The 24,302-nt window shown below is 66.2% G+C and carries 24 protein-coding genes; 17 read left to right on the top strand and 7 right to left on the bottom strand.

Annotation, left to right across the window (positions count from 1 at the left end; genetic code table 11):
• Positions 1 to 8 precede the first annotated feature (8 nt).
• From KW832_RS04815 to KW832_RS04805, 3 genes are read left to right on the top strand one after another with little or no spacing between them, the layout of a single operon-like run.
• Entirely contained in the window at positions 9 to 1,238 is a 1,230-nt protein-coding gene (locus tag KW832_RS04815; protein WP_218298505.1) for a fumarylacetoacetate hydrolase family protein, read from the top strand.
• A 28-nt stretch (positions 1,239 to 1,266) separates the two neighbouring features.
• Positions 1,267 to 1,836, top strand: a complete 570-nt coding sequence (locus KW832_RS04810; protein ID WP_218298506.1) for a TRAP transporter small permease — start codon at positions 1,267 to 1,269, stop codon at positions 1,834 to 1,836.
• A 33-nt stretch (positions 1,837 to 1,869) separates the two neighbouring features.
• Entirely contained in the window at positions 1,870 to 3,150 is a 1,281-nt protein-coding gene (locus KW832_RS04805) for a TRAP transporter large permease subunit (protein WP_218298507.1), read from the top strand.
• Between the two features lie 116 nt (positions 3,151 to 3,266).
• Here the strand turns inward: KW832_RS04805 and KW832_RS04800 are convergent, their stop codons facing one another.
• Positions 3,267 to 3,908: an NAD(P)-dependent oxidoreductase gene (locus tag KW832_RS04800; protein WP_218298508.1), complete on the bottom strand. Its 642-nt coding sequence runs from the start codon at positions 3,906 to 3,908 to the stop codon at positions 3,267 to 3,269.
• Between the two features lie 312 nt (positions 3,909 to 4,220).
• On the opposite strand from KW832_RS04800, the gene KW832_RS04795 reads away from it, so the two are divergent.
• From KW832_RS04795 to KW832_RS04765, 7 genes are all read left to right on the top strand, one after another.
• Positions 4,221 to 5,123 (top strand): LysR family transcriptional regulator, encoded by a 903-nt coding sequence (locus tag KW832_RS04795; protein ID WP_218298509.1) that lies wholly within the window; start codon positions 4,221 to 4,223, stop codon positions 5,121 to 5,123.
• A gap of 190 nt (positions 5,124 to 5,313) precedes the next feature.
• Entirely contained in the window at positions 5,314 to 5,718 is a 405-nt protein-coding gene (locus KW832_RS04790; RefSeq protein WP_055395103.1) for a hypothetical protein, read from the top strand.
• Positions 5,719 to 5,743: 25 nt separating this feature from the next.
• Complete coding sequence (locus KW832_RS04785; RefSeq protein WP_121507216.1) at positions 5,744 to 6,607, top strand: LysR family transcriptional regulator; 864 nt, start codon at positions 5,744 to 5,746, stop codon at positions 6,605 to 6,607.
• 113 nt (positions 6,608 to 6,720) lie between these two features.
• Complete coding sequence (locus tag KW832_RS04780) at positions 6,721 to 7,026, top strand: antibiotic biosynthesis monooxygenase (protein ID WP_218298510.1); 306 nt, start codon at positions 6,721 to 6,723, stop codon at positions 7,024 to 7,026.
• Positions 7,027 to 7,186: 160 nt separating this feature from the next.
• Positions 7,187 to 8,149 (top strand): chemotaxis protein, encoded by a 963-nt coding sequence (locus KW832_RS04775; protein ID WP_121419286.1) that lies wholly within the window; start codon positions 7,187 to 7,189, stop codon positions 8,147 to 8,149.
• Between the two features lie 329 nt (positions 8,150 to 8,478).
• Positions 8,479 to 8,979 (top strand): hypothetical protein, encoded by a 501-nt coding sequence (locus KW832_RS04770; RefSeq protein WP_255577491.1) that lies wholly within the window; start codon positions 8,479 to 8,481, stop codon positions 8,977 to 8,979.
• A gap of 219 nt (positions 8,980 to 9,198) precedes the next feature.
• Positions 9,199 to 9,876 (top strand): DUF4124 domain-containing protein, encoded by a 678-nt coding sequence (locus KW832_RS04765; protein WP_218298511.1) that lies wholly within the window; start codon positions 9,199 to 9,201, stop codon positions 9,874 to 9,876.
• Between the two features lie 25 nt (positions 9,877 to 9,901).
• On the opposite strand, the gene KW832_RS04760 is transcribed toward KW832_RS04765, so the two are convergent.
• The gene (locus tag KW832_RS04760) at positions 9,902 to 10,858 is read right to left on the bottom strand and encodes an NAD-dependent epimerase/dehydratase family protein (RefSeq protein WP_218298512.1); all 957 of its coding nucleotides are present in this window, start codon (positions 10,856 to 10,858) and stop codon (positions 9,902 to 9,904) included.
• Between the two features lie 71 nt (positions 10,859 to 10,929).
• Between KW832_RS04760 and KW832_RS04755 the strand changes: the two genes are divergently transcribed.
• The 4 genes from KW832_RS04755 to KW832_RS04740 all read left to right on the top strand — a co-directional run bounded on the left by KW832_RS04755 (position 10,930) and on the right by KW832_RS04740 (position 16,008).
• Complete coding sequence (locus tag KW832_RS04755; protein WP_218298513.1) at positions 10,930 to 11,994, top strand: CDP-6-deoxy-delta-3,4-glucoseen reductase; 1,065 nt, start codon at positions 10,930 to 10,932, stop codon at positions 11,992 to 11,994.
• Positions 11,995 to 12,005: 11 nt separating this feature from the next.
• On the top strand, positions 12,006 to 14,249 hold the full coding sequence (locus KW832_RS04750; protein WP_255577490.1) for a PAS domain S-box protein: 2,244 nt from the start codon (positions 12,006 to 12,008) through the stop codon (positions 14,247 to 14,249).
• On the top strand, positions 14,246 to 14,938 hold the full coding sequence (locus KW832_RS04745) for a response regulator transcription factor (protein WP_218298514.1): 693 nt from the start codon (positions 14,246 to 14,248) through the stop codon (positions 14,936 to 14,938). Before KW832_RS04750 ends, KW832_RS04745 begins: the two co-directional genes overlap by 4 nt.
• Positions 14,939 to 15,018: 80 nt before the next feature.
• Entirely contained in the window at positions 15,019 to 16,008 is a 990-nt protein-coding gene (locus KW832_RS04740) for a tripartite tricarboxylate transporter substrate binding protein (RefSeq protein WP_055395087.1), read from the top strand.
• A gap of 201 nt (positions 16,009 to 16,209) precedes the next feature.
• Here the strand turns inward: KW832_RS04740 and folK are convergent, their stop codons facing one another.
• The 4 genes from folK to hda all read right to left on the bottom strand — a co-directional run bounded on the left by folK (position 16,210) and on the right by hda (position 19,846).
• A complete protein-coding gene (gene folK / locus KW832_RS04735; protein WP_218298515.1) occupies positions 16,210 to 16,737 on the bottom strand; it encodes a 2-amino-4-hydroxy-6-hydroxymethyldihydropteridine diphosphokinase in 528 nt (175 codons plus the stop codon).
• A complete protein-coding gene (gene pcnB, locus KW832_RS04730) occupies positions 16,734 to 18,326 on the bottom strand; it encodes a polynucleotide adenylyltransferase PcnB (RefSeq protein WP_121507224.1) in 1,593 nt (530 codons plus the stop codon). Before pcnB ends, folK begins: the two co-directional genes overlap by 4 nt.
• A 63-nt stretch (positions 18,327 to 18,389) precedes the next feature.
• A complete protein-coding gene (locus KW832_RS04725; RefSeq protein ID WP_218298516.1) occupies positions 18,390 to 19,109 on the bottom strand; it encodes an HAD family phosphatase in 720 nt (239 codons plus the stop codon).
• Between the two features lie 38 nt (positions 19,110 to 19,147).
• A complete protein-coding gene (hda, locus tag KW832_RS04720) occupies positions 19,148 to 19,846 on the bottom strand; it encodes a DnaA regulatory inactivator Hda (protein WP_218299067.1) in 699 nt (232 codons plus the stop codon).
• A gap of 184 nt (positions 19,847 to 20,030) precedes the next feature.
• Here hda and purM point away from each other — a divergent pair, with 184 nt between their 5' ends.
• Both purM and KW832_RS04710 read left to right on the top strand, forming a co-directional pair.
• Positions 20,031 to 21,083, top strand: a complete 1,053-nt coding sequence (gene purM, locus KW832_RS04715; RefSeq protein WP_218298517.1) for a phosphoribosylformylglycinamidine cyclo-ligase — start codon at positions 20,031 to 20,033, stop codon at positions 21,081 to 21,083.
• Positions 21,084 to 21,135: 52 nt separating this feature from the next.
• Positions 21,136 to 22,236, top strand: a complete 1,101-nt coding sequence (locus KW832_RS04710; RefSeq protein ID WP_218298518.1) for an AI-2E family transporter — start codon at positions 21,136 to 21,138, stop codon at positions 22,234 to 22,236.
• Positions 22,237 to 22,336: 100 nt separating this feature from the next.
• Here KW832_RS04710 and KW832_RS04705 read toward each other — a convergent pair whose 3' ends face one another.
• Positions 22,337 to 23,407, bottom strand: a complete 1,071-nt coding sequence (locus KW832_RS04705) for a PHB depolymerase family esterase (protein ID WP_218298519.1) — start codon at positions 23,405 to 23,407, stop codon at positions 22,337 to 22,339.
• 311 nt (positions 23,408 to 23,718) lie between these two features.
• Here KW832_RS04705 and KW832_RS04700 point away from each other — a divergent pair, with 311 nt between their 5' ends.
• Entirely contained in the window at positions 23,719 to 24,288 is a 570-nt protein-coding gene (locus KW832_RS04700) for a cysteine hydrolase family protein (RefSeq protein WP_218298520.1), read from the top strand.
• Positions 24,289 to 24,302: the final 14 nt, after the last annotated feature.

Here is a 24,302-nt window from a genome sequence, read left to right as displayed (position 1 = left end):
GACTCTCCATGAACAACATGACGGCGGCGGCAGTTGCCGAACGGGCCCGTGCGCCCCAGACCGCATTGCAAGTGCTTCCCGACGATGGCCTGCAGGGCACGCTGGTGGGCCGGGTGTGGGCACCACAGGGCGCCGTCGCGGGCCCAGCTGTGGTGGCCCTGCGGCCCGAAGGCGTGTTCGACCTCAGCGCGCACTACCCCACCATGAGCACGCTGCTCGACGCCCTGGCGCCCGCCGAGGCGGTGCGTGCAGCCACCGGCCAGTACCTGTGCAGCGTGGATGACCTGCTGGCCAACAGCCTGCCCGGAACGCGCGACAAGAGCCGCCCTTGGCTGCTGGCGCCGTGCGACCTGCAGGTGGTCAAGGCGGCGGGCGTCACGTTTGCCGCCAGCCTGATCGAGCGCGTGATCGAAGAACAGGCCCGGGGCGACGCCAGCCGTGCGCAAGCCTTGCGAAGCCAGGTCATCGAGCTGATCGGCGAGAACCTTGCCGACATCCGCCCTGGTTCGCCCGAGGCCATGGAACTCAAAACGTTGTTGCAAGAGAAAGGCCTGTGGTCGCAGTATCTGGAGGTGGGTATTGGCCCCGATGCCGAGGTGTTCACCAAGGCGCCGGTGCTGGCGTCCGTCGGCTGCGGGGACGACATCGGCATCCGCTCTGACTCGGCCTGGAACAACCCCGAGCCCGAGGTGGTGCTGGCGGTGAATAGCCGGGGCCAGATCGTGGGCGCCACGCTGGGCAACGACGTGAACCTGCGGGACATCGAGGGCCGCAGCGCCCTTCTGCTGGGCAAGGCCAAGGACAACAACGCCTCGTGCGCGTTAGGCCCGTTCATCCGCCTGTTCGACGCGAGCTTCGGGATGGACAAGGTGCGCAGCGAAACCGTGCACCTGAGCGTTGCAGGGGTGGATGGCTATGAGTTGCGTGGCATCAACACCATGGCCAGCATCAGCCGCGACCCCAGCGACCTGGTGGCGCAGACCCTGGCCGCGCACCAGTACCCGGACGGCTTCATGTTGTTTCTGGGCACGCTGTTCGCGCCTATTGAAGACCGCGACCAGCCGGGCGGTGGCTTTACCCACAAGCTGGGCGACCAGGTGTCCATCCAGAGCGCCTGGCTGGGCGGGCTGCACAACCGGGTGACGCACAGCGAGGCTGCTGCGCCGTGGCGCTATGGCCTGCGCGCCTTCATAGCAAACCTGGCGCAGCGCGGGCTGCTGCAGGGTGCTGCACTCTGAGTCGAAAAGAAAAAATCAGGAGACCACAATGCTGAATGCCCTTATCGACCGCTGCTGCCGGTGGATCAACCTGCTCATCGCCCTGGCGCTGGCCGTGATGGTAGTGATGGTGTTCGGCAATGTGGTGCTGCGCTACGCGTTCAACTCCGGCATCGCCATCAGCGAGGAGGTCTCGCGCTGGCTGTTCGTGTGGATCACCTTCCTGGGCGCCATCGTGGCGGTGCGCGAGCGGGGCCACCTGGGCACGGACTTTCTGCTGGCGCGCCTGCCGCCGCTGGGCCAGCGCATCTGCTTGACCCTGAGCTACGCGCTGATGATCTGGTGCACCTGGCTGCTCTTCAGCGGCGCGCTGGCACAGGCGCGCATCAACTGGGATGTGGATGCGCCGGTCACCGGTGCATCCATGGCCATCTTCTATGCGTCGGGCGTGGTGTTTGCCGTGGCGGCGGGCCTGCTGCTGGCGCTGGATCTGTGGCGCATCGTGTCGGGGCAGATGCCCGACAGCGAGCTGCTGCACATCGCCGAATCCGAAGAACTGGCCGCCGTGGGCAGCCAGTTGCCGCACACAGCCCCCGCGCACACGGCCTCACGCCAGTGAGCCCCACACTGCAATGACCTGGAGCGCTCTCCCATGACCGTTTTTATCTTCCTCGGCTCCCTGCTGGCCGCCATGGCCATCGGCGTGCCGATTGCCTACGCGCTGCTGGTGTCCGGCGCGGCACTGATGTGGCACCTGGACCTGTTCGACGCGCAGATCCTCGCGCAGAACGTGATCAACGGCGCGGACAGTTTTCCGCTGCTGGCCGTGCCGTTCTTCATGCTGGCGGGCGAGATCATGAACGTGGGTGGTCTGTCGCAGCGCATCGTCAAGCTCGCGCTTACGCTGGTGGGGCACAAGCGGGGCGGGCTGGGGTTCGTTGCCATCCTGGCGGCCTGCATGCTGGCGGCGCTGTCGGGCTCCGCCGTGGCCGACACGGCGGCACTGGCGGCCCTGCTGCTGCCCATGATGGTGAAGGCCGGGCACGACAAGGCACGAGCGGGCGGGCTCATCGCTTCGGCGGGCATCATCGCGCCGGTCATTCCGCCGTCCATCGGCTTCGTGGTGTTTGGCGTGGCGGCCAACGTGTCGATCAGCAAGCTGTTCCTGGCCGGCATCGTGCCGGGGCTGCTGATGGGAGTGGCGATTGCCATCACCTGGTACTGGGTCTCCCAGCGCGAAAACGTCACGCCACCGCCCAAGGCATCCACCGCCGAAAAGCTGCAGGCGCTCAGGGAATCGACCTGGGCACTGTTCCTCCCGGTGATCGTGATCGTGGGTCTGAAGATGGGCGTGTTCACCCCTACCGAAGCCGCCGCCGTGGCCGCCGTCTATGCGCTCTTCGTGGCCACGGTGGTGTACCGCGAGCTGCACTGGCGCCAGCTGACCGCCGTGTTCGTGAGCGCTGCCAAAACGACGGCCGTGATCATGTTCCTAGTGGCCGCTGCCATGGTGAGCGCGTGGCTCATCACCGTGGCGGACATCCCCAGACAGCTGGTCTCGCTGCTGAAGCCCTTCATGGACAACCCCATCCTGCTGATGATGGCCATCATGCTGCTGGTGATGGCCGTGGGCACCGCCATGGACATGACGCCCACCATCCTGATCCTGGCGCCCATGCTGATGCCGGTGGTCAAAGCCGCAGGCATCGACCCTGTCTACTTCGGCGTGCTGTTCATCATGAACAACGCCATCGGGCTGATCACCCCACCCGTGGGCACGGTGCTGAACGTGGTGGCGGGCGTGGGCAAGATGCGCATGGACGAGGTCACGCGCGGAGTGATCCCCTTTATGGCAGCGCAGTTCGCCATGATGTTCCTGATGGTGCTGTTCCCGTCCATCGTGCTGGTGCCGATGCGGTGGTTTATCGGCTAAACCGTGAATATTTATAGCCAAATTGGTCGCTAGCGCTTATCCATAAAGCGCTAGCAGCTATCAAAACAGAAGTATTCTGGCCTTTTCGGCCTTTGCACCCCGGCAAGCATGGGCGCTCAGTTCGCCACCGTAAACCGCTTTTGCACGTGGCGCGGCGTCTCCAGCTCGTCCACGATGGCAACAGACAGGTCGGCCACGCTGATGCTGCCGGGTTGCTCGCCATTCATCAGCGGCGCTTCGTCGCCCAGGCGGTATTGGCCCGTGCGTTCGCCAGGCTGCAGCAGGATGGGCGGCGAGAGGAAGGTCCAGTCCAGCGTGTTTTCGGTGCGAATCCAGTTCAGCGCCTCGCGCGCGGCCAGGGCGCCCTGCTTCCATTCGGCGGGGAACTGGGGCGTATCCACCAGCTGCACGCCGGGCGCCACAAACAGGCTGCCAGCGCCACCCACCATCAGAAAGCGGCGCACACCAGCCGCTTTGGTGCCGTCGATGATGGCGCGGGTACCTTTCAGGAACTCGTCGTGGATGTTGGGGTTCTCCCAGCCGGGGTTATAGGCGCTGACCACAGCATCGTGGCCGGCAGCGGCCTTGGCGACCTGGGCGGCGTCTTGCGCGTCGGCCGCCACTACCGCGAGGCCTTCGCGCGCGGCGAGCTTGGCGGGGTTGCGGGCCAGTACCGTCACGCGGTGGCCGCGTTGCAGCAGTTCATTCAGCACGGCAGCGCCAACAAAGCCGGTGGCGCCAATCAGGGCGATGTTCATATCGATGTCCTTGGGTCGAAGTTGCGATGTAGTCAGAATAGGAGATTGTCAAAGCTGGCGGTAGATGGCTAAATTGGCCTTCTCTTTGAAGCTCAACTTCACAATGGATGAATCACACCCTGAGTCGCTCTGCGCCCTCCACCTCTCTGGCATGGCTGCGCCATGCGGGATGGGGACGCCCCCAGCGCACTCAAGCGAAGCGCCGCACAAGCAGCTTGGCGGCCCTTGCGCGGGGGCACTGGACTTGGTCGCGCCAGTTCCAAGGTCTGGGGGCGGACAACAGCCCAGTGGGGATTGACGAGAGGACCTGATATGGAAGACCTCAAACGCATGGCGGTGTTTGCCGCCGTGGTGCAGCACGGCTCGATGAGCGGCGCCGCCCGCGCCCTGGGCATGAGCACTTCCGCCGTGAGCCAGCAGGTGCGCAAGCTGGAAAGCGATGGCGGTGTGACGCTGCTTCACCGCTCTACGCGCAAGCTTGCACTCACTGAAGCAGGCCAGCGCTACCACGCGCGTTGCGCCGCCATGTGTGCCGCAGCCGACCAGGCGCGGGCCGAGCTGGCCGCTTCGCGCGATGCCCCGAGTGGCGAGCTGCGGCTGTCGGCTACCGTCGGGTTTGCACGCCACATTGCCCCAGCGCTGGGCGAGTTGCTGGCCGCCCACCCGGCGCTGCACCTGCGCCTGCTGGTAGACGATTCGCCCATCGACCTCATCAATGCCCGCATCGATCTCGCCGTGCGCTACGGGCGCCTGCAGGACTCTACCTGGGCAGCACGGCGCCTGGGAGGCATGCAGTGGTACCTGTGCGCGGCGCCCGGCTGGGTGGCTGCCCACGGCGTGCCACAGCACCCGGACGCACTGCTCTCGCACAGCTGGCTGGGCTTTGCGCGCGAAAACGGCGGCCTGCTGATCGACCTGCGCAGCCCCACGGGCGATCCCCGGGCCCTGCGGGTGGAGCCGCGCATTGCCAGCAACAACCAGCTGTCGATCCAGCAGATGTGCGAGGCCGGGCTGGGCCTGGCGCTGGTGGGCAGCATGGATTCGCACGATGCGCTGCAGGCCGGGCGGCTGGTACGGCTGCTGCCCGACTGGTCGTTTGGCACCCTGGACATCTGGGCCATGACGCCCCAGCGCGACGCCCAGCCCGCCAAGGTGCGCCAGACCATTGCCGCGCTGCACCGCTATCTGAGCCAGCTGCCCGGCGTCACGGAATGAGAGGGGAACAGTCCGTGGGTGACTGCCATCGGCGCTTTCCTTCGCAGGGATATCGCCGCCACTTTTTATCCATCATTTTTTTATCGTTCAAACCCACAAATTCCATCGTTGTGCAGGCAGCGCCGGCTGCCTACAGTCGCCCCCCAAGGGCCTGCTTCTGGCCCTTTAACCCCCCGACTGGAGAGCGCGCATGACGACCAACCTCACCACAAACTTCCCCATCGACCGCGTACTGGCCGCCTTTGAAAAAGGCGATGTCCCCACGCTGCTCGGTAGCGTTGCCGATGACCTGGATTTCCGCATCGACCACTACCGCGATGATGCAGACACCAGCTGGCAGGTCGCCCGCAACCAGGCCGATCTGCTGACGGTGCTGCAGCGCCTGGGCACGGAGATCTTTCCGCAAGGCACGCAAATCGTTCACACCCACAGCCAGCCGCTGGGCGACGACTGGGTGATGACCCAGCTAAGCCAACGCTTCTTTTATGGAGTACAACAGCGCGAAGTGGAGTCGCTGACCTGGATCCTGAGCCACTCGCAAAACGGCCAGCTCGACTACTTTCGCGAAACCGTCACCACGATCACCCCTACCTGACTGTGGCCCCGGCCCCTGAAACCCCATGCTGTTTGACCTGCGCGCCCTCGGCTACTTCGTAGCGGCCTACGAAGAACGATCCGTGACCACGGCGGCGCGCCGCTGCTTTGTGGCGCAGCCGTCCATCAGCATGGCCATCAAGGGGCTGGAGGACGCGCTGGACACCGTGCTGTTCGAGCGAAGCCGCCAGGGTCTGGCGCCCACCCCCGCCGCCCACCGCCTGTACCCGCGCGCCTGCAGCCTGCTGGCGCAATCCAGCGCCATGGTGCGCGACTTTCGCGATGCGCCCCGCGAAACGCTGGGCGTGTTCCTGCAGGACGACCTGATGGTGGGCCCAGCCGCGCCGCTGTTTGCGCAGATTGCCGACCTCCTGCCCAACACGCTGGTCCGACTCACGGCCACAGCGCAGGAGGCCCGGCTGCGCCTGGTGGCGGAGCACTGCAAACCGCCCGGCGACACGTTTGTGTCGTTGTGGCGCGAGCCCTATGTGATGCTGTTGCCCGAGCAGCATCCCCTGCGCTTCAAGAAGAAATTCGGTCTGGCGGACCTGCAAGGGGTGCCGCTTCTTGAATGGCCGTACTGCCCGCTGCACCAGTCGTTCATCCGCCTGCTGGCCGAGCGCGGCATCGCCCTGGAGGTTCAGGCCAGCGCCGCACGCGAAGAGCTGTTGCTGCACATGGTGGACAGCGGCCTGGGCGTGGCGGTGGTGCCACAGTCCCACGCGGCGCATGCTCGCCGCTCGGTCACGCGCCCCCTCGATGGCCCCCTGGCGTTCTCGCGCCACCTGGGTCTGGCCTGCGATGCCTCGGATGCACCCATGCTCGCACTGCTAGGCCGCCTGGCCGACAGTTTGAAGGCCTCTGTGATTCCCCAGAGCAGCGTTGCCTGAGCCTCCCGCCTCCCGGTGTGGGTGGGCACAGAACAACAGGCTGCATACGGTAACCCGGCAGTCTTGCGGTAGAAACAGGCACTTCCCTAGCGCACAGCACGCCCAAGCCCACCATGGTTCTCGAAATCGCCCACCTCACCATCCGCCCCGGCCAGAACGCGGCCTTCGAGCACGCCTTTGCCCAAGCGCAGCAGATCATTGCCTCGATGCCCGGTTACCTGTCACACGAACTGGGCCATTGTCTGGAGCGCCCGCAGGACTACGTGCTGCTGGTGCGCTGGGTCACCCTGGAAGACCATGAGATCGGCTTTCGCCAGTCGGCCCGGTACCAGGACTGGAAACAGCTCCTGCACCACTTCTACGACCCTTTCCCCACGGTGGTGCACTTTGGGCCGGTGGCCCTGCCAGCCCCGGCTTGAGCCCGCAACGCGGCTCCAACGTGTGACAGCGCTGCCACGCAAGGATGCGGCAGCGCACTATTCGGGTATTGCCTGAACATTTAGCGCACTGCGCACCCCGTTCTGATCCTAGAATTTGTAAACGCGCGTATCTTCTTCTTTTCTGCGCGAAGGACCCATCATGAAAGCAGTGCAGCAGGACATCGACGAGCGGACCAACCTCACCAGCACCAACAAGTTCGAACTGCTGCTGTTTCGCCTGGGCACCGACAGTGCCCTGGGCAAGTCAGAGCTGTTTGGCATCAACGTGTTCAAGATCCGCGAGATCGTGGCCATGCCCAGCATCACCCCGATCGCGGGCACCACGGCCCATTCGCTGGGCGTGGTCAACCTGCGCGGGCAGGTGATTCCGGTGCTGGACCTGCCGTCCATTGTGGGCTGCAAACCCCAGACGGGCCTGAACATCATGCTGGTGACCGAATACGCGCGCACCACACAGGCGTTTGCGGTCGAGTCGGTGGAAGACATCGTGCGACTGGACTGGAAACAGGTGCTCTCGGCCGAAACGAGCGGCGCCGCTGGCAAGCTGGTCACCAGCATTGCCCGCCTGGACGGCAACACGGATGAATCCCGCCTGGCTCAGGTGCTGGACGTGGAGGCCATCCTTCAGATGATCTCGCCCTCGGACGGCCACGAGGTCACCGAAGAAAAGGTTGGGGCCAAGCTCAAGCTCAAGCCCGGCTGCATCATCCTGGCGGCCGACGACTCGTTCGTGGCCCGCTCGCTCATCGAGCAAGAGCTCAAAGTGCTCAACGCCCCGTATGAAATGGTGAAGTCCGGCAAGGAAGCCTGGGACCGTCTCAACGCCATTGCGAAAAGCGCCGAAGCCGAGGGAAAAACGGTCTTGGACCGCGTCGCCATGGTACTGACCGACCTGGAAATGCCGGAAATGGACGGGTTTACCCTGACACGCAACATCAAGCAGGACGCGCGTTTTCATGGGCTGCCCGTGGTCATTCACTCCTCGCTGTCGGGCTCGGCCAACGAAGACCACGTGCGCAGCGTCGGAGCCGATGGGTACGTCGCCAAGTTTGTGGCGGAAGACCTGGCCGAAACCATCCGCCGGGTGCTGCCCAAGCCTTAAAAGCAGGGCGGCCTGCCGCGGAGCAGGCGAGCCGCCCCCACGGTCAGATATTGGGTAAGAAATTGGCCGCTTCCGCTAGTCGGGCAATGGTTTGCAGCTATTGTTTTTGAAGTTTCTCCGCGGCAGCGCCCGGTCCCGACGGTTGGGACAATAGGCGCCGTCCTACCTGGCACATCGGCAGGCAGGTCAACCGAAACGGGGGGCCACGCGCTACATTGAAAGCGGCTTCAACGCGCCAGCCTCCGAAATTTGTAACACTCCGCCGGGGTGCTTTTCGGGGGCTTTACGAGCAGGGTGGAACGGCCACTCCCTGCCAGGGTCTGACCACCATGACAAACACACTTGCCCGCCTTATTTCTGCCACGGTCCTGGGCGCCGCGGTGACCGGCTGCGCCACGGTGCAGGGTGACCCGTACTACGAACCCACTCCGTACCGTGTTTATGAGCAGCCGGGTTACATCTACAACAACGCCCCGCCGGTGTACCCCGCGTATTCGGCGCCCCCAGCCGTTATCTACTACGGTGGACGTGACCGGGACGACCGCTGGGAGCGAGACCGCAACCGTAACGACTGGCGAGAACGTGAACGCGAACGGGAACGTGCCGAGCGCGACCGGCAGGCCCGGGAACGCGAGCGTGATCGCCGCGAACAGCAGGCCCGCGAGCTCGACCGCCGCCAGCGCGACCGTGACCAGGTCCTGCGCGAGCAGGCTGAGCGCGACCGCCGCAATCGCGAGGCTTACACACGTCGCCCACCATCTGGCACCTACACGCCCCATCAGCGCGATTGGCGTTCGCCCCCGCCGTCCGAAAATGCCGACAAGCCGTGAGAACCCTAAAAACCTGCGCGTGAGGGGAGCATCGGCTGCAATGCGCAACACACTCCCGTTTTGTGCAAAACTATCGCTTCGGTGTCTTTTGCCGTGCAGGCTCCGAGCTCAACCCAGCGGCACTGCTGCCACTCGCCGTTCCGGTCAACGCGGGCCATCATGAACTTGAGAATAGACCACATTGCGCCATTGCTTTGCATAGGGGCGTTTGTTTGGAGCATGGGTGCAGAAGCCCAGGTGGTGCGGTGCACCGACGCACGCACCGGCAAGGTAACCTACACCGACGGCGCCTGCGCTGGCGACTCTGCCGCCCGCGAAGTGGAAGCGCGCAAAACGCCGGAAGAACTCCAACAGGAACGCGAACTGGCCGCTGAGGCGCTGGAGCGCAAGCAGCAGCGGCTGCAGGCCGAGGCCACCGCCGCAGAGACCGAGGCCCGCCGCAACGCCGAGCGCGACCGGGCACGCGCTGCGCAGGCCGCTGCCGCAGCCCCACAACCGCAGGACTACGCCCGCTCCCCGGAATGTGCACGTTCGCGGCGCAATTTCGACATGGTGGCTGCAGGCCTGTCGCGCTCGACCTATGAGCAGGAACTGCGGCTCGAAGCGGCCCAGCGGCAGGTGGACCTGGACTGCCTGGGCCCCCAGGGCTATGCCGAGGTCGAAAAGGCACGTGCCAACCAGCCGCGTGTGGTGGTGGTTCCTCCCTCCAGGCACCGCCCTCTCTACCCCGATCCGTTTCCCCAGGCAGGTACCCCACAACCCCCACCACGCCTCACCCAATGTGGCGACTTTCGCTGCACCGACAACCTGGGCAACACCTACCCCCGCACAGGTCCGGGACGGTTTCCCGGGCCCGGTGGGGTCTGCCGCTCAAACGGCGGCCAGGCGCCCTGCTGATGCCACGGGCGCGTAGCAACAGGCCCTAACGCTGCGGCTGCCCGCTCAGCCCCTCGGCCACGCTGGGGTAGCGCAGCCGCAACCCCAGTTCCCGCACCATGCGCTGGTTGTCGAGCCGGCGTGACTCGCTCATGAAGCTCAGCAGCATCAACGACAACTGCTCCTGCGCTGCAGTGCGGGGCACACGCGGGGGGCGCGGCAGGCCGTACAGGTCGGCGGCCAGGTCAAAGTAGTCGCCCATCTTCAGGTGGGTGGCGTCGCTCACGTTGTAAGTGCGCTGTGGCCGCCCTTTCCACACCGCAGCCATGCAGGCGCGGGCCAGATCATCGGCATGGATGTGGTTGGTAAACACATCGTCTTCGGCCACCAGCACCGGCGTGCCTCGGCGCAGACGGGCCTCGGGCGTGCCGCCTTCACGGTCAGGTGCGTAGATACCCGGAATGCGCAGCACGCTGGCCCGCACACCGGCACGGCCCAGGTGGCGTACCGCAGTTTCTGCGTTCACGCGGCGCTGCGCCCGCGGGGTGCCGGGAGCCACGGCCCGCGTCTCAGGCACCAGGGCCCCCTGGCAATCGCCGTACACCCCACTCGTCGATGCATACACCAAGGACACCGGCAGGCTTCGCAGCCGCAGCGCGCGGGCCAAGGCCACGGTGCGGGGATCCAGCCACCAGGCATTTCCTCCGGCCCCTTCGCCCGGAGGGGGCGCCAGGTGCAACACCCGGGTGGCCAGCCCGGCAAGCCTGCGCAGCGAAGGCGCATCGTCCAAATTGCCCCCGATGGGCCTAGCTCCCAGGGCGCGCAGCCCCGCGACCCGCGAGGGGCTGGACGTGAGCGCCATCACCCGCATGCGTGCGGCGCCGGGGCCTGATTGCAGATCGCGCAGGATGCGTTGACCTACATCACCGCAACCCACGATCAGGAGGCGTTCACGGCGAAAGCGCGCAGGGAGGGCGCCAAGGGGGCTTTGTATTGAAGGCAAAATTGGGTCCGTTTGCTTGGCTTTTGCTGGGCCGATAGTTTGATCGAAGACGATTCCAAGGATACCCACACATGACCAGCGCAGAGGCTGCAACCCCCGCAGCGTTCCAGATCACCGTGCAGCCCAGCGGCCGCGCTTTCAGTGCCAATGCGGGCGAGGCCATCCTGTCCGCCGCCATCCGCAGCGGCGTGGGCCTGCCCTACGGCTGCAAGGACGGCGCCTGTGGTTCATGCAAGTGCAAGAAGATCAGCGGCGCCGTGCACCACGGCGAACACCAGTCCAAGGCACTCACGGCCGATGAAGAGGCTGCAGGCCTGGTGCTGACCTGCTGCGCGCAACCGCTGACCGACGTGGTGCTCGAATCACGCCAGGTCACTGACGAAAGCGCGTATCCGATCAAGAAGATGCCGGTGCGTGTATCTACCCTGGAAAAAAAATCCCACGACGTGATGCAGGTGCGCCTGCAGCTGCCCGCCGCCGATACCTTCCGCTACCACGCAGGCCAGTACATCGAATTCATCCTGCGGGATGGCGCCCGCCGGGCCTACTCGATGGCCAACGCGCCCCACACGCAGGCTGAAGCGCCGGGCGTGGAGTTGCACATCCGCCACATGCCGGGCGGCAAGTTCACCGACCATGTGTTCGGCGCGATGAAGGAAAAGGAAATCCTGCGGGTGGAAGGCCCGTTTGGCAGTTTTTTCCTGCGCGAGGACTCCGACAAGCCCATCGTGCTGCTGGCCTCGGGCACGGGCTTTGCGCCCATCAAGGCGCTGATCGAGCACATGCAGTTCAAGGGCATCACACGCCCGACCGCGCTGTATTGGGGCGGCCGCCGGCCGGGCGACCTGTACCTGCATGACTGGGTGCTGGCGCGTGCGGCCGAAATGCCCCACCTCACCTACGTGCCCGTAGTGTCCGATGCCATACCCGAAGACGCTTGGACTGGCCGCACCGGCTTTGTGCACCAGGCGGTGATGAACGACTTTGCCGACCTCTCGGGCCACCAGGTGTATGCCTGCGGGGCGCCCATCGTGGTGGACTCGGCCCGCGATGCCTACAGTGCACAGCGCGGCCTGCCCGCAGAAGAGTTCTATGCAGACTCCTTCACCTCCGAGGCGGACAAGCACGGCGGCTGACCGGGGCGCACATGCCAACCACCCCGGCTGAGCCCGCTGCACCCCGTGCGCCGCTGGCGCTGCCGCCTCCCGGCACTGCGCTCCCACCAGGGCGGATTTCGCGATGGCGCGCCGCAGTGCGCGGCACGGGCCCCATGGCGGCCGTGGTGGGGCTGGCGGTGCTCCTGGTGCTGGGCACGGGAGAATGGGCGACCCAGAGCGAACTCGACAACCAGTGGGACAACCTGCGCCGCTCGGGTGAAGTGCAGGCCATGGCCCTGCGCGGCGTGGCCACCCGCTACAGCTATCTGCCCTTCACGGCGGCGCAGCAGCCGCTGATTGCCGAGTTGCTGCACAACCCCGGCGCACAACCGCTGCGCAGCGCTGCCAACGCCTACCTGCAGACCATCAATGCCAATGCGGGCTCGGACACGCTGTATGTGATGAACACCGACGGGCTCACGGTAGCCTCCAGCAACTGGGACACCCCCACCAGTTTCGTCAACCAGAACTACGGCAACCGCCCGTATTTCCGCGATGCACTGCAAGGGCAGCCGGGGCGGTTTTACGGCGTGGGCAAGACCACCGGCGAGCCTGGGCTTTTTGCATCGGCACCCGTGGTTGAAAACGGCCGGGTGATCGGCGTCGTGGCCGTGAAGGTGTGGATGCAGCCCATCGTGGACACCTGGGCGCAACTGCGCGACCCGGTCTTCGTGACCGATGAGCGCGGCATTATCTTCCTCGGCTCTGTCCTCCCCTGGCTGTACCAGACCACGCGCCCACTGCCCGAACAGGACGTGCAGCAGGTGCAATTCGACGAGCAGCATGGCGCACGCTGGACACCCCAGCCCGTGCCCTGGAAAACGCTCCAGCGCGACGGCCAGCCAGGCACCGAGATCCTCGTGCCCGGCACCGGCAAGCGCTATCTGGCCCTTGAAGAGCGCCTGCCCGATCTGGGCTGGACGCTGACCCTCACGGCCGACAGCAAGGCCATCGCCCTGGCGCGCCAACAGGCCTGGGCACTGGCGAGCCTGGCGTCGGGCCTGCTGGTGCTCGGCGCCCTGTACTGGCAGTTGCGCGAACGGCGCCTGCAAGAGAACCGGCAGGCCCGCATCGAACTGGAGCAGCGCGTCCAGGAGCGCACCCATGCACTGCAGCAGGCGCAGGCATTTCGCCAGTCGATGGAAGACTCGCTGCTGGTGGGCATGCGCGCGCGCGACCTCGAAGGCCGCATCGTCTACGTGAACGCCGCCATGTGCGACATGGTGGGCTACAGCGCAGACGAGCTGATCGGCTGCCTGCCGCCCTACCCCTACTGGCACCCGGACGACTTGGACAGGCACTGGAACGACAGCGACACCGCCCTGGCCGGCAAAGCCGCGCCCCAGGGCAACGAAAACCGGCTGCGGCACCGCAATGGCTCCGACGTGTACACAATGTTCTACACCGCACGCCTCATCGACGGCAACGGCCAGCACATCGGCTGGATGAGTTCGGTGGTGGACATCACCGCCCAAAAACGCGCCGAAGAACAGCAGCAGCAGCGCGAGGCCCAGCTGCAGCGCGTGCAGCGTGTGATCACCGTGGGCGAGATGGCCTCCACGCTGGCGCACGAGCTGAACCAGCCACTGGCCGCCCTGGTCAACTACGCGGCCGCAGCGCGCTCACTGGCGGCACAGGGCAAAACCGAGCTGCTGAACGACAGCCTCACCGCACTCTCCAGCCAGGCCCTGCGCGCCGCCGACATCGTCGGCCGCATCCGCCGCTGGGTGCGCCAGCACCCCGAGGCCCGCGAGCCCTGCGACCTCAATGCCGCCGTGGACCAGTCCCTGGGTCTGCTGCTGCGCGCCGAGGCGCGGCGGCACGGGGTGGCGGTACGGCTGGACCTGGCCCACGGCCCGCTGCGCGTAAATGCCGACCGCGTGCTGCTCGAACAGGTGGTGCTGAACCTGGGTCTCAACGCCTTGCAGGCCACGCAGGCGATGCGCGCAGATGCCACGCCGCCCGAGGCGCACGAACTATTGCTGCGCACCACGGCCGATACCCGGTTTGCCTGCCTCGAAGTGCTGGACCGGGGGCCCGGCCTGCCACCCGAGATCGCCGAACGCCTGTTCGAGCCCTTCTTCACCACCCGTTCCGACGGCCTCGGGCTGGGCCTGAACATCTGCCGCTCCATTGTCGAAAGCATGGGCGGCGAGCTGCTGGCGCGCAACCGCGACGGCGGCGGCGCCGTGTTTGAAATCCGGTTGCCCCGCATTTTCTTGCCCCCACCATGACCGACAGCCATCCGACTACTCCCGTCACCGTCAACACCACAGTTCCCGCGAATGTCTACGTCGTGGACGACGACGAGGGCGTGCGCAACTCCCTGGCCGCCCTGCTGCTGGCCGGTGGCCATGCGCCCCGCACGTTTGCCAGCGGCCCTGAGTTCCTGGCCCGCGCCGACCTCGCCCACCCGGGCTGCGTGCTGCTGGACCTGCGCATGGACGGCATGAGCGGCCTGCAGGTGTTCGATGCCCTGCGCGAGCGCAAAGCCGTGCTCAAGACCGTGTTCCTGTCCGCCCATGGCGAACTGGCCTCCGCCGTCACCGCCGTCAAGCAAGGGGCCGTGGACTGGCTCGAAAAACCCTGCGGCGAGCAAACCCTGCTGGCCGCCGTGCTCCGGGCCGCGAACCTGTCGCTGGAAGACGCACAGCGCGCACAGCGGCGCAACACCTTACGGGAGCGCTGGAACACGCTGAGCCCGCGCCAGCAAGAGGTGGCGCGCCTGCTGGCCACCGGCATCAGCAGCAAGGAGGTGGCCCGCGCGCTGGCCCAGCGCGACCCGGAGCGGCCTATCGACCCGCGCACGGTGGACACGCACCGCTCTGCCATCTTCCTGAAACTGGACATCCGCTCGTCGCACGAGCTGGGCATGCTGGTGGAAGATCTGGGGCTGGCAGAAAACACGTTGCGCACGCTGTGACAGCCCTCCACAGGCACCCTCCACAGCTGCCGTCCACCAGTTTTCGTAAGCAGTCTTATTATTTTTTGCACAATGGCACCATGAACCGCAGAAACCACCTCATCGCCAGTGCCGCTGTTGCAGCGGCTTTTTCATCCCCCTTCGCGGCCTCGGTCGCGCTTGCGCAGGACTCCGGCCAGCCCATCCGGCTGGTCGTGCCCTACGCACCCGGCGGGCCCATCGACGTGACGGCGCGTGCACTGGCCGAGCGCGTGCGCGACTCGCTGGGCACCGTGATCATTGAAAACAAGGGCGGTGCAGGTGGCAACATCGGTGCCGACGCCATTGCCAAGGCCGCACCCGATGGCCTGACCATCGGCATCGCCGCCACGGCCACGCACGCAGTGAACCCCTGGCTGTACGCCAAGATGCCCTACGACGCGGGCAAGGACTTCGCGGGCATCACGCAGATGGTGCGTGTTCCCAACGTGCTGGTCATCAACGCCGCCAAAGCCGAGCAGCTCAAGATCAACACCCTGGCCGACCTGATCGCCTACGCCAAGGCCAACCCCGCCAAGCTCAACTACGGCAGCGGCGGCAATGGCAGCGCGGGCCACCTGGCGGGCGAGATGTTCAAGCAGCGCGCGGGCATCTTTGCGCTGCACATCCCCTACCGCGGCGCCAACCCCGCGCAGCTGGCGCTGCTGGCGGGCGAGGTGGACTTCAACATCGACAACCTGGCGGCCGCCGCGCCCAATATCCGTGCCGGCAAGCTCAAGGCCCTTGCCGTGACCTCGCTGGACGCCTCGCCCTCGCTGCCGGGCGTGCCACCCCTGTCTGCTACTTTCAAGGGCTTTTCCATCGACACCTGGTGGGGCCTGGTGGCACCCGCAGCCACGCCCAAGCCCATCATCGACAAGCTGAACAAGGCCTTTGTAGCCGCCCTCAATGCGCCAGAAACCAAGACCCGCTTTGGCGCCTTGCTGGCCGAACCCGTACCCACCACACCGCAGCAGTTCGACAGCTTCATGGCCAGCGAACGCGCGAAGTACCAGCAGGTGGTGAAGGCGTCCGGCGCGAAGGTGGATTGACCCCCTGAGCGGCAGTATCTCAACCCCCAAGAGGGACGCCACCCGTGGCCCGGCAAAGCCGGTTCCACGGTGGCACTGGCGTTGGGCTGCGCCAGTTTCATCCGGTGCGGGTCCATCCGTCGCGCAGGGTAATATTTTTAAGCTTTTTTAGCCTCTAGCGCTTATCTACAAAGCGCTAGCAGCTCCTGATTTAGGAGCAAATCATCTACCCACCACCGCGTCCGCCCAACCCGGGCCTTCGAGCCGGTGGATGTCCTGCAATGCCACGGCCTGCAGCGCTGCGGCGTCCACCCGCTCTGGCGCAAGATCGGCCAGGGGGCGCAGCACAAACGCGCGCTCGGCCATCCGAGGGTGGGGCACGGTGAGCTCGGGGGTGTTGATGGCCTGGCCGCCAAACCACAGGATGTCCAGGTCCAGCGTGCGCGGGGCGTTGCGGTAGGGGCGCTGGCGGCCAGCGGCTTGTTCGATGGATTGCAGGGCCTGCAGCAGGGGCTGCGGGGCCAGTGCCGTGGTCAGCTCGGCCACGGCATTGAGGTAGTCGGGCCCACCGGCATCGACCGGCGCGCTGCCGTAGAGCGGCGACACGCGTGTGACCCGGGTGCCTGGCAACTGGCCGATGGCCGCCAAAGCATTGCGCAATGCCGCCTCACGCTCGCCGAGATTGGCGCCCAGGCCCACATAGACCAGGGCGGGCCGTTCGCCCTCCTCGCCGAGGTCCGGCAGATTCACTCGCCCGCCGCCGCAGGGGCTGCGCCTTCGCCGCCTCCCGCACCACCGGGCTTGCGACGGCGGCGGCGGCGCTTCTTGGGGGCACCACCTTCGGAGGGGAACTCAGCGTCGCTGTCGACCGGTCCGGCGTCTGACCCCTGGGGCAAGCCGCGCGGATCGGCGGCGGGTGCAGCGCGGGGCACGCGCTTGACCACGGGCTGCGCTTTCTGGCGGGCTTTCTGTTCTTCTTTGGCCTGGTCCATCAGGTCATCACGGCGCTCGTCGTCGGCGGTCTGGAAGTCCTGCCACCACTCGGCCAGCGCTTCTTCCACCTCGCCCACATCGGCGCGCAAGCGCATGAAGTCGAAACCGGCGCGAAAGCGCGGCTGCATCACCATGCCAAACGGTGTGTTGCCCACGCGCTTTTCAAAACGCGGTTGCATGACCCAGATCTCGCGCATGTCGGCGGCCAGTTTGCCCCGGCCGGACACATCACCAATGCGCTTGTCGAACACCTCGTCGATGGCCTCCTGCAACGCGGGCAGCGGGTGCTGGCGCTGGTTCAGGCGCGTCTGCCAGCCATTGCGCACGTCTTCCCACAGCACGCAGGCCAGGAGGAAGCTCGGGGCAACGGGCTTGCCTTCGTTGACGCGGCGGTCGGTGTCTACCAGGGCGGCTTTGACAAATGGCGTATCGGCACGCTCCACGGCCACGTCCAGCAGCGGGTAGATGCCCTTGGCCATGCCCAGCTTGCGCAACTGTTCAATGGTGGCAATGGCGTGGCCGGTTTGCAGCAGCTTGAGCATTTCGTCGAACATGCGGCTCTGCGGCACCTCGGCCAGCAGCGCCTGCGACTGCACCAGCGGGGCTGCCGACTTGGCCTCGATGCTGAAACCCAGGCCGCTGAGCTTGGCTGCAAAGCGCACGGCACGGATGATGCGCACCGGGTCTTCGCGGTAACGCGTGGCGGGGTCGCCAATCATGCGCAGTGTCTTCTTCTTGGCGTCCTGCAGGCCCTTGTGGTAGTCGACCACGATCTGGCTCACCGGGTCGTAGTACATGGCGTTCACGGTGAAGTCGCGGCGCGTGGCGTCTTCGTCCTGCGGGCCCCAGACGTTGTCGCGCAGCACGCGTCCGCTGGCATCCACAGCGTGCTGCATGCCCGACAGCTGGGCCTTGCTGGTCTTTTCGTTGCCCGCCACCTGGCCTGCAGCGGCGTTATCCAGGTAAGCGCGGAAGGTGGAGACCTCGATCACTTCATGCTCACGCCCCCGGCCGTGCACCACGTGCACGATGCGAAAGCGCTTGCCGATGATGAAGGCGCGGCGGAACAGCCCCTTGACCTGCTCGGGCGTGGCGTTGGTGGCCACGTCAAAGTCCTTGGGGCGCAGGCCCAGCAGCAGGTCGCGCACGGCGCCGCCGACGATGTAGGCCTCAAAACCTGCTTGCTTGAGCGTGGCAACCACCTCGGCAGCACGGCGGTCCACCAGTTCGGGGTTGATGCCGTGCACCGAGGCGGGCACCTCCTCGCGCTTGCCAAAGTGGGGCTTGCCGCCCGAGGTGCCGGGCGTCGATTTGCCCATCAGTTTGTCTAGGAACTTCTTGATCATGGAGTGAAAGGTTTCAGGGGGTCGGGCACGAAACGGCGGCTGGTGGGGGCTGCAAGGCGCTCATCATTCAGCTGGTGGTGCAGGCGTTTCGGCATCGGCCGCAAACAGGTCCAGTATGCGCCAGCCGCGCTCCTGGGCCAGGGCGCGCAGGCGCGGGTCGGGGTTGGTGGCCACCGGGTGGTTCACCTTCTCCAGCAGGGGCACGTCGTTCATCGAGTCGCTGTAGAACGTGCTTTCGACATCTCCCCAGGCCAGTTGCCGCTCGGCCAGCCATTGTTCCATGCGGTGCACCTTGCCTTCGCGCATGGTGGGAATGCCATCGATCTCGCCGGTGTACCAGCCGCTGGCGTCACGCACCAGTTGCACGGCCAGAAGTTGCGACACGCCCAGCGCCTGCGCGATGGGCGTGGTCACAAATTCGTTCGTGGCGGTGACGATCAGCACCTCGTCGCCTGCAGCCTGGTGCTGGCGGATGAGGTGGAGCGCCATTGGTTTGATGGCCGGGGTGATGACCTCGCGCATGAACTGCTGGTGCGCGGCCGCCGCCGCCTCGGGCCCGCGCAGGCGCACGGCCTCGGTCGCAAAACGCACGTAGTCGTGCACATCGAGCGTGCCAGCCTGGTAGTGGGCGTAGAACTCGTCGTTGCGGCGCGCGAACTCCACGGGGTCGTTCCAGCCGATGCGGATGGTGAATTCGCCCCACTCGTAGTCGGAGTCGAGCGGCAGCAGCGTGTGGTCCAGGTCAAACAGCGCAAGCCGCAGGCGGCGGGGTTCAGAAGTCATTCAGGTTCACACGTAAAAAAAGACGTGGGGGCACGGCGTTATTCCGATTCCAACATTGTCTTGAGCAAGGGAATCGTGATGGCGCGCTGGGTGCGCAAGGCAAAGGCATCCAGCTGGTCCAAGAGCTGCATGAGACTGCCCAGGTCGCGCGAGAAACGGTTGAGCATGTAGTCCATGACTTCGTCGCCCAGGAACACGCCACGTGCGTCGGCCTCCTGGCGCAGCACGGCGCGGCGCTCGGCCTCGCCCAGCAGTTGCAGCTGGAACACGTGGCCCCAGCCCAGGCGGCTGCGCAGGTCGTCGCGCAAGGGCAGGTCTGCCGGGGGCAGGTTGCCAGCAGCCAGCACCCAGCGCTGGCTGCCGCTGGCGGGGCTGATGGCGTTGACGAACCAATTGAACGCGGTGGCCTGCTGGGCTGTGCTGTACAGGTGCACGTCGTCCATGAGCACGGCTGCCCAGTTTTCGTCGAAATCAGGGGGTTCGGCGACGGCCGGATCGAGCCAGCCTACGCTGGAGCCCTGCTCGCGCAGGGCCTGGCGCACGGCCTGGAGCAAATGGGTCTTGCCACTGCCGGGCTCGCCCCACAGGTAGGTGGGCACGGGGGAGCGGGTGGCCTCGCTGCTGCCCTCGCCGGCGGCCAGGCGCAGATGTTGCAGGGCGGCTTCATTGGGACCTGCATGAAACCGGGCCAGCGTGGGCCCTGTGGCCAGGCCGATGTCCAGTGCCAGTTGCTTCATCATGGCTGCCGCCCACAGGCACGCAGGCAGAGGGTTGGGGCATGAAACAGCATGGGCTTGAAGGACAAAACAGGGCGGTGTGAAGGGGTGAGCGGGTGGCACTGGGTGCGCAACCCGTAAAATCTGGGCAAATTTTAGTCTGCTGCGCACGCTGTTCCGTGCCGTCCCTGCCTTGAGCACCCCTATGAGCACCTCTGCCACCTCCCCCACCCCCCTGTCCTACAAAGACGCTGGCGTTGACATCGACGCGGGCGATGCCCTAGTCGAACGCATCAAACCCCTGGCCAAGAAGACCATGCGCGAAGGTGTGCTGGCGGGTATTGGCGGCTTTGGCGCGCTGTTCGAAGTGCCCAAGCGCTACAAGGAGCCGGTGCTGGTCTCCGGCACCGACGGCGTGGGCACCAAGCTCAAGCTGGCGTTTGAATGGAACATGCACGACACCGTGGGCATCGACCTGGTGGCCATGAGCGTGAACGACGTGCTGGTGCAAGGCGCCGAGCCCCTGTTCTTCCTGGACTACTTCGCCTGCGGCAAGCTCGATGTGGACACGGCTGCGGCCGTGGTGGGCGGCATCGCCAAGGGTTGCGAACTGAGCGGCTGCGCGCTGATCGGCGGCGAAACGGCCGAAATGCCCGGCATGTACCCTGCCGGTGAGTACGACCTGGCCGGCTTTGCCGTGGGTGCGGTCGAAAAGTCCAAGATCCTGACCGGCAAGGACGTGCAGCCCGGCGACGTGGTGCTGGGCCTGGCCAGCCATGGTGTGCATTCCAACGGTTTCAGCCTGGTGCGCAAGTGCATCGACCGCGCCGAAGCCGCTGGCACCGTGCCCGCCACGCTGGACGGCAAGCCCTTCAAGCAGGCCATCATGGAACCCACCCGCCTGTACGTAAAGAACGTGCTGGCTGCGCTGGCGGTCCATCCGATCAAGGCCCTGGCCCACATCACCGGTGGCGGCCTGCTGGAGAACATCCCCCGCGTGCTGCCCGAAGGCACGGCCGCCCATCTGACCAAGGGAAGTTGGCCCCAGACCGAGCTGTTTGCCTGGCTGCAAAAGACCGCCGGCATCGACGACATCGAGATGAACCGCACCTTCAACAACGGCATTGGCATGGTGGTGGTGGTGGATGCCGCCAACGCTGAGGCCACAGCTGCCACGCTGCGCGCTGCGGGCGAGCAGGTGTACACGATTGGCACGATCGCTGCGCGCGGCGAAGGCGCCGCCGTGGTGGTGGCCTGATCGCCCCCGCCCGCGTTCATTCAACCCCACCGCACACGACCAGTTTCAGCGCATGGCGCAGCGCCCCCCTTCTGCCCCCGTCGCCCCCGCACCGCCCGAGCCCACCACGCCGCCTCCGCGCGCCCTGACCCGGGGCGTAGTGGTGGCCAGCTACCTGTTGGTGGCGGCCGTGCTGCTGCTGGTGATGTGGCGCGGCCTGCTGCCGGGCCTGTTGTGCGTGTGCCTGGGCTTTCTGCTCACGCGGGCCCTCACGCGCTGGTTTGCCCAGGGCCTGGGACGGGTGCAGCGCCAGTCCACACCTTCCGCCCCCAGCCTGCGGGTGGCGCAGGTGGTGGCGGCAGGTCTGGTCATGCTGCTGCCGCTGGCGCTGCTGGCCGCCGGACTGACGCACTCGCGGGGTTATCTGGTCGATGCCCCGCAGCAATACCGTGAGCTGCTCAACTACATGGCGCGCACGGTGCTGGAGCTGCGCCTGAAGCTGCCTGCCGACATGGCGGCCCACCTGCCCGAGGGCGCGGCTGAAATCCAGCGCATCATCGCCAACTACCTGGGCGCCAAGGCCGGCGCGCTGGCCATGGCCGGACGCGCCTGGCTGGCCGGGCTGCTGTTTGCCTATGTGGGCCTGCTCATCGGTGCGCTGGCGGCCGTGCGCCCACCAGCCCTCGCGCGCGGCCCGCTGGCCCAGCAGCTCAAGCTGCGCATCACACTGTTTGGCGAGGCGTTCCGGCAGATCGTGGCCGCGCAGTTCTGGATTGCGGCGTTCAACACCCTGCTCACCGCGCTGTTCCTGCTGTTTGTGCTGCCGCTGTGGAATCTGGAGCTGCCCTACACGCCCGTGCTGATCACGTTCACGTTCATTGCCGGGCTCGTGCCCATCGTGGGCAACCTGGTGTGCAACGTGGTCATCACCATCGTGGGGCTGTCGGTGTCGCCGCTGGCGGCGGCCGCCTGCCTGGGCTTTCTGATCCTGATCCACAAGGCCGAATACGTGATCAACGCCAAGGTGGTGGGCCGCCGCACGCAGATGGGCGTGTGGGAGCTGCTGAGTGTGATGTTCGTGGCCGAGGCCGTGTTTGGCCCCGCCGGGCTGGTGGCGGCCCCGCTGTTTTATGCCTACCTCAAGAAGGAACTGGTGGCAGCGCGGCTGGTGTAGCCGGCCATGGATGCTGCCACCGGCAGCATCAAACACCACATTCACTACAAATGTAATAGCTGCTCGCGCTTGACAGATAAGCGCTAGAGCCTATTTTTATTCATTTTTTTGCAAACTGCCGCGCCACAAAGGCCCACACCAGGGCCGAGGCATCCGGCCCGGCCGGGTCGCTGAACGGCAATTGCGCCACGCCGCCGCTCCAGGCGTGGGCCAGCCCCGCCACTTCGCGCAGTGCCACCACGGTGCGGCCCCGGGTCTTGAATTCGGTCACCCGCATGGCATGGCGCTGGCCACGCTGCAGGGTGCGCAAGGCTCCGGCCCGCGCGCCCAGCGCGTCCGCCCACAGCAGGGCCGTAGCCGCCGCGTTACGCACCGAGACCACACCATCGGCATCGCCATGCAGCACCAGCAGGGGCGGCAGCGGCAGCACGGAAGGGGTTGCGCCCTGGTTGAGGGAGACACCCAGGGGCTCTGGCAGATGCGCAGCGCGCCGCCCGTGCATGGCGGCCAGCGCCGTGGCGGCCGATTCGGCCGTGCCCGGTGCCACCCCGGAATGCATGGCCACGGCACAGAACCGCTGGGGATAGAGCGCGGCCATCAGCACGGCCATGCTGGCACCGGCCGACAAGCCCGCCACGGCCACACGGGCCAGGTCCACCGGGTAGCGGCGCGCCACCTTGTCCACCGCAGCCAGCAGCGTGGCTGCCTCGGCCTGGGCCTTGCCGTTGCGGCGCTCAAACCAGTTCCAGCAACCATGGGCGTTGGCCATACGCTCCTGCTCGGGGTACAGCACCAGAAAACGCTCGCGCGCGGCCAGCCGGTTCATGCGCGTGGCGGCAGCCAGATCGCCCCCCGTCTGGCCGCAGCCATGCAGCATGACCAGCAAGGGCAGTTTCTCGTCTGCTTTCAGCGCCAGCCCTGGCGGGATGTAGAGGTGGTAGCGCCGCGCGCCCGCAGGCCCGGGTGCAACGCCACCGACCCACTCTCCGCGAGCGGGCACGGGCTTGCTGGCCGCGCGCCGGGCTGGCACGGCTGGCGCAGGCACCACCCGGCGCGGCGCAGCCGGGGCCTTGGCGCGCACAGGGCGCGCCGCCCGGGCAAAGGCCTTCAGGTTGCGCTGGTAGGCCCGCGTCAGCGCTGACAGGGAAAACAAGCGGGAGCGTCTGACCATGGCGGGGAGTTGCGTAGTGGGTGGGCTGTAGAGGGCAAAAAAATTTAGGGAAAACCCTAATCACCATAACAGCTTATGCGGCTCACCGCGCAAAACTATCAATTTGATAGCTACAAAACATTACCCATACGGCGTTAATCGCCTTTTTCAAGACAACCCCATGGCCCGCTCGCCCACCATTCCCTGCGAAACCTCGCCAAGACCTCCACCGATGGCGTAAATTGATCGAAACCTGTCCCGTCTGGCGCGGACTCCACGCCTTAGTGCAATAAAAATAAAGGCTTCAAACCATCCATCGAAAGAAGTACACCATGAAAACATGTCTGATTGTGATTGACGTCCAGGAGTCCTTTCGCCACCGCCCTTACTTCACCACGCACGACCTGCCCGCCTATCTGCAGGCCCAGAACGCCCTGATCGAAGGCTGCGTGGCGCGCGGCGTGCCGGTGGTGCGGGTGTTCCACAGCGAAGGCCCCGAAGTGCCAGAGAATGCGTTTTCGCAGGTGTCAGGCCAGGTGCGCGTACTCGATGGCCTGGCGCCCTTCGAGGCGGCCGCCACCTTCACCAAGTCGCGCCACAGCGCGCTGGTGGGCACGGGACTGGACGTGTGGCTGACGCGTCATGGCATCCAGCGCCTCATCATCAGCGGCATCCGCACCGAACAATGCTGCGAAACCACCACGCGCCACGCCTCGGATCTGGGCTGGGAGGTGGACTATGTGACCGACGCCACCTTGACCTGGGACATGGTGCAGCCCGACGGCCAGACGCTGGCAGCCGCCGACATCAAGACCCGCACCGCCACGGTGCTGCAGGGCCGCTTTGCCACCCTGCGCACCGTGCGGGAAGCCCTGGACGCCCTGGAAGCGGCCGCAGCCTGACCGCCGGAGAACAC

Source organism: Acidovorax sp. sif0632, from assembly GCF_019218805.1.
GTDB lineage: Bacteria > Pseudomonadota > Gammaproteobacteria > Burkholderiales > Burkholderiaceae_C > Acidovorax > Acidovorax facilis.
The sequence above is the reverse complement of the archived record's forward strand: the minus strand, read 5'-3'. Positions and strand labels throughout refer to the sequence as shown.

Coding starts and splice junctions, on each gene's coding strand:
- KW832_RS04790 (WP_055395103.1), top strand. CDS start 5,314: ATGACGACCAACCTCACCACAAACTTCCCCATCGACCGCGTACTGGCC.
- KW832_RS04750 (WP_255577490.1), top strand. CDS start 12,006: ATGCCAACCACCCCGGCTGAGCCCGCTGCACCCCGTGCGCCGCTGGCG.
- KW832_RS04755 (WP_218298513.1), top strand. CDS start 10,930: ATGACCAGCGCAGAGGCTGCAACCCCCGCAGCGTTCCAGATCACCGTG.
- KW832_RS04815 (WP_218298505.1), top strand. CDS start 9: ATGAACAACATGACGGCGGCGGCAGTTGCCGAACGGGCCCGTGCGCCC.
- KW832_RS04810 (WP_218298506.1), top strand. CDS start 1,267: ATGCTGAATGCCCTTATCGACCGCTGCTGCCGGTGGATCAACCTGCTC.
- KW832_RS04700 (WP_218298520.1), top strand. CDS start 23,719: ATGAAAACATGTCTGATTGTGATTGACGTCCAGGAGTCCTTTCGCCAC.
- hda (WP_218299067.1), bottom strand. CDS start 19,846: ATGAAGCAACTGGCACTGGACATCGGCCTGGCCACAGGGCCCACGCTG.
- KW832_RS04805 (WP_218298507.1), top strand. CDS start 1,870: ATGACCGTTTTTATCTTCCTCGGCTCCCTGCTGGCCGCCATGGCCATC.
- KW832_RS04770 (WP_255577491.1), top strand. CDS start 8,479: ATGACAAACACACTTGCCCGCCTTATTTCTGCCACGGTCCTGGGCGCC.
- pcnB (WP_121507224.1), bottom strand. CDS start 18,326: ATGATCAAGAAGTTCCTAGACAAACTGATGGGCAAATCGACGCCCGGC.
- purM (WP_218298517.1), top strand. CDS start 20,031: ATGAGCACCTCTGCCACCTCCCCCACCCCCCTGTCCTACAAAGACGCT.
- KW832_RS04740 (WP_055395087.1), top strand. CDS start 15,019: ATGAACCGCAGAAACCACCTCATCGCCAGTGCCGCTGTTGCAGCGGCT.
- KW832_RS04795 (WP_218298509.1), top strand. CDS start 4,221: ATGGAAGACCTCAAACGCATGGCGGTGTTTGCCGCCGTGGTGCAGCAC.
- KW832_RS04785 (WP_121507216.1), top strand. CDS start 5,744: ATGCTGTTTGACCTGCGCGCCCTCGGCTACTTCGTAGCGGCCTACGAA.
- KW832_RS04800 (WP_218298508.1), bottom strand. CDS start 3,908: ATGAACATCGCCCTGATTGGCGCCACCGGCTTTGTTGGCGCTGCCGTG.
- KW832_RS04765 (WP_218298511.1), top strand. CDS start 9,199: ATGGGTGCAGAAGCCCAGGTGGTGCGGTGCACCGACGCACGCACCGGC.
- KW832_RS04710 (WP_218298518.1), top strand. CDS start 21,136: ATGGCGCAGCGCCCCCCTTCTGCCCCCGTCGCCCCCGCACCGCCCGAG.
- KW832_RS04725 (WP_218298516.1), bottom strand. CDS start 19,109: ATGACTTCTGAACCCCGCCGCCTGCGGCTTGCGCTGTTTGACCTGGAC.
- KW832_RS04745 (WP_218298514.1), top strand. CDS start 14,246: ATGACCGACAGCCATCCGACTACTCCCGTCACCGTCAACACCACAGTT.
- KW832_RS04705 (WP_218298519.1), bottom strand. CDS start 23,407: ATGGTCAGACGCTCCCGCTTGTTTTCCCTGTCAGCGCTGACGCGGGCC.
- KW832_RS04775 (WP_121419286.1), top strand. CDS start 7,187: ATGAAAGCAGTGCAGCAGGACATCGACGAGCGGACCAACCTCACCAGC.
- KW832_RS04780 (WP_218298510.1), top strand. CDS start 6,721: ATGGTTCTCGAAATCGCCCACCTCACCATCCGCCCCGGCCAGAACGCG.